The organism is Mesorhizobium sp. WSM3224 (assembly GCF_000427725.1).
Lineage (GTDB): Bacteria > Pseudomonadota > Alphaproteobacteria > Rhizobiales > Rhizobiaceae > Mesorhizobium.
The window spans coordinates 1-3,033 of record NZ_ATYO01000066.1 but is presented as its reverse complement, the minus strand read 5'-3'; the positions used below and the strand labels follow the sequence as shown (position 1 = coordinate 3,033).

General features: G+C 55.5%; 1 protein-coding gene and 2 pseudogenes. 2 read left to right on the top strand and 1 reads right to left on the bottom strand.

Annotation, left to right across the window (positions count from 1 at the left end; genetic code table 11):
* The first annotated feature begins 308 nt into the window (after positions 1-308).
* On the top strand, positions 309-1,304 hold the full coding sequence (locus YU3_RS0133815; protein WP_027170293.1) for a membrane dipeptidase: 996 nt from the start codon (positions 309-311) through the stop codon (positions 1,302-1,304).
* Positions 1,305-1,597: 293 nt separating this feature from the next.
* Here the strand turns inward: YU3_RS0133815 and YU3_RS40180 are convergent.
* Positions 1,598-1,876 (bottom strand): annotated as a pseudogene (locus YU3_RS40180) (ISNCY family transposase); the annotation flags it as partial.
* Between the two features lie 491 nt (positions 1,877-2,367).
* On the opposite strand from YU3_RS40180, the pseudogene YU3_RS38295 reads away from it, so the two are divergent.
* A pseudogene (locus YU3_RS38295) lies at positions 2,368-2,928 on the top strand (transposase); the annotation flags it as partial.
* Positions 2,929-3,033 lie beyond the last annotated feature (105 nt).

The window sequence follows — 3,033 nt, the reverse complement described above, 5'->3', positions numbered from 1 at the left end:
CGTCAAGCTGAAGAAGTGCTTGGCGGCAGGACGATTCCTCAGATGATCGAAGAACGCAATGAGACGATCATTGGATTGTTGAAGTTGCGGGAAGCTTGCCGTGCTAATGCGTCGAACAGGTTGTAGCGCATCTATAATCCGTGGGCTCTCGGCTGCTAGACGATCGCAGATGGGATGGAAATGATCCTGCGGACGTGCCCGCAACAGGCGGATTGGTAAGTTTGTTGATGCATATGCTTGAAAAGCGATTGCATCATTACCCCGATGCGTAGGACCGTGTAGGAAAAATACCTAAGGATTGGTGAGATATGATCTCCGACACAACGCAGAGCTTTTGGAATAACAATATCATTTGGGACATGCTGTTCCCAATTGACGGGCCAACTGAAAAATATGGTTGCCCTCCAAAGTACCTTCAGCATTATGTTGACGCGGGAGTATCGTTTACAGCAATCGACTTTGCTGGAGACGGGGGTAACCTTGATGATGCTGTGAAGGTGATCGCGTCACAAAGGCAGCTGATCCAATCACAGCCTCACCTTTTGATTCACGCCCTCACAATAGACGATGTGACACGGGCTAAGATTGAAGGGAAACTTGCTATCGGAATGCAGACCCACGGGACGGCGTGGTTCGGAAAGAACATCGGTGTTTTAGAGGTCTTTCGTGAGTTGGGGCTACGTGTCGTGCAGCTCGTATTTAATACTTCGAATTTTGTGGGTGGTGGGTGCGCTGATCAAGCCGACGGCGGACTGACTACCTACGGTGTGCACGTCGTGCGCGAACTCGAGCGACTGAAGATGGTCGTTGATCTCGCCCATACGGGCTATCGGACAACACTCGAAGTGATGAACATGGCGGAGAAGCCCGTAATCTTTTCGCATATTGGCATAATGGCTCTCCACCAACACTATAGAAATCTTCGCGATGACCAGATCTTAGCGTTAGCTAAAAACGGTGGCGTGATCGGCTTGTCGGGAAACAACGCTTATATTGGTGACGAATACGGTGCGATGTCAGCCATCTTCAAGCATCTCGATCACGTCGTTCAGCTTGTTGGGCCGGACCACGTCGGCTTTGGTTTTGACTTCGTGTTCGAAACAGATGTGCTGAACAAGTGGGCCGAAGCGGCGACGAGAGAGTTTCCCGCTCCTAAAGATCCGAACTGGAAAGGATATCGTTTCCAGAGACCTAAGGACGTAATCAACTTGGTGCAGCTGATGTTCGATCATGGCTATCCCGAAGAAGCAGTCAAGAAAATAGTGTCAGGGAACTTCATGAGGGTTTGCAAAGAGATATGGTGAAATTCCGAGTCTACGTCTGTTACGAACCACCACGGGCTATTGGCGTCCGATCCTTCGATCACTTTCGTAGATTGTCCTTGGCTCGAAATGTTTGGTCGCTAGTCTAGTTTCCGTCCACAAACGGACGTGTTCTGTTTTGTTTACAATCACTTGTCTTTAACCTGAGTGCCTCTGAGCCTCATGGACAGGATCGAGGAGTTGGCTATCGAGCAGAAAGGCGTTGTGGTCGCGATCACGCGCGCGCCACGAGGCCGGCTCTGGCCGGTGGGACGCAATTCCAATGCCTGCCGGCAGCTGCCTTTGACGATGATATCGGCATGGGGCTCGAACAGGCTGACCAGCTTGTCGCTGGCCGGCACCAACTCGCCGACCAACACCCGCCGCTCACTCTGTGTGATGATGCGTTCGATCAGCGGCCGATAGTGACGAACCTGGAGCTGCCACACTGCGATGAGCGGAGTGCTTGCCACGGCCAATCGCTCGGTCGCCTGCTTTAGATAGGCCAACGTCGCGCGGGTGATTGCGATCAGTTCGCGGTAGAGTTTGACCCGGTTTGGTCGACCGCGCGTGTAGTGCGGATCGCCTGGACGATGATGGCGCGTGCGGAAAACTACCGCGCGACGCCGTCAATGGCTCGAGGGTAACGACGGTCGCGCGAAATGACATCCAGTTTGGGCAGGAGAGAACGACATCAGTGATGCAGATCCGGTCAAGCCGGGGATCGGGAGAACCTAAGTGATTCAACGCGCATCGCGGCGCGGCATCTCGATGGGGGCCCGATCCACCGACACCATCATGGCCAGCGGCCTGAGGCTCCACAAAACAGGCCGAACACATGAATGAACCTGACCGCTTCAGTATTGCCGTTATCAGGATCTTCTTGCTCAAGGGCCGTACACACATGAATCATAACCAAGCCTCAGACGGAACCAATAGCCAGACGATTTTCAAAACAGATGGGGTGATTGGGGTCTCGACCGAGCCCAGATGATGGCGGCTGCTCCTGTCGAAATGTGAAAACGTGGTCGATGTGAGTCGCCACAAACATTTGGAAGGAGCAGCCATGAACTACTTTGCCGGACTTGGAAGAGACCTCTATTTGCATTGTCGACGAGATTGGCCGGATCGTGAAGGAGGCGAGAGCGTTGAGCGATCCGCAGGCGTTGTGTGACGCGCTGAAGGGGACCGGCTTGCCGCTTGAGCGGATCGGCCTGGGAGCGTGCTCGCTGACGGCCTGGCTTCACGATGGACTGCACGCCGAAGGCTTGCCGGCGACCTGCATCGAGACGCGGCAGGCCGACGCAGCGATGAAGACGATGCCCAACAAGACCGATCGCAATGACGCCCGCACTGGCGCAGATCATGCGCTGGCTGGTATCGGCAGGTGCATGTCAAGAGCAGACAGTGCCGGTTATGGCGCTCGCTGCTGGTTGCCTGCCGCACGGTGCTGAACGAGATGCGTTCGATCGAGAACGTGGTGCGGGCGATCCTGCGGGAGGCCGGCGTCAAGCTGGGCTTGCCATCGCGCATCACTTTTGCCGGCCGCGTGCGTGAGCTGACGGGCGCCGACGCCGAGGTGATGGCGATGGTCGAGCCGCTGCTTGCGATCCTCGGTGTCATGCTGAGAGAGTTCGGTAAGCGGTGCACCAAGGCACCTTTCCCGAAGTCGTCTGATGCGTGTATGGCGGTCAGCCGTTAGTCGGCTCGCCGGGGCGATCACTGCGGGTTA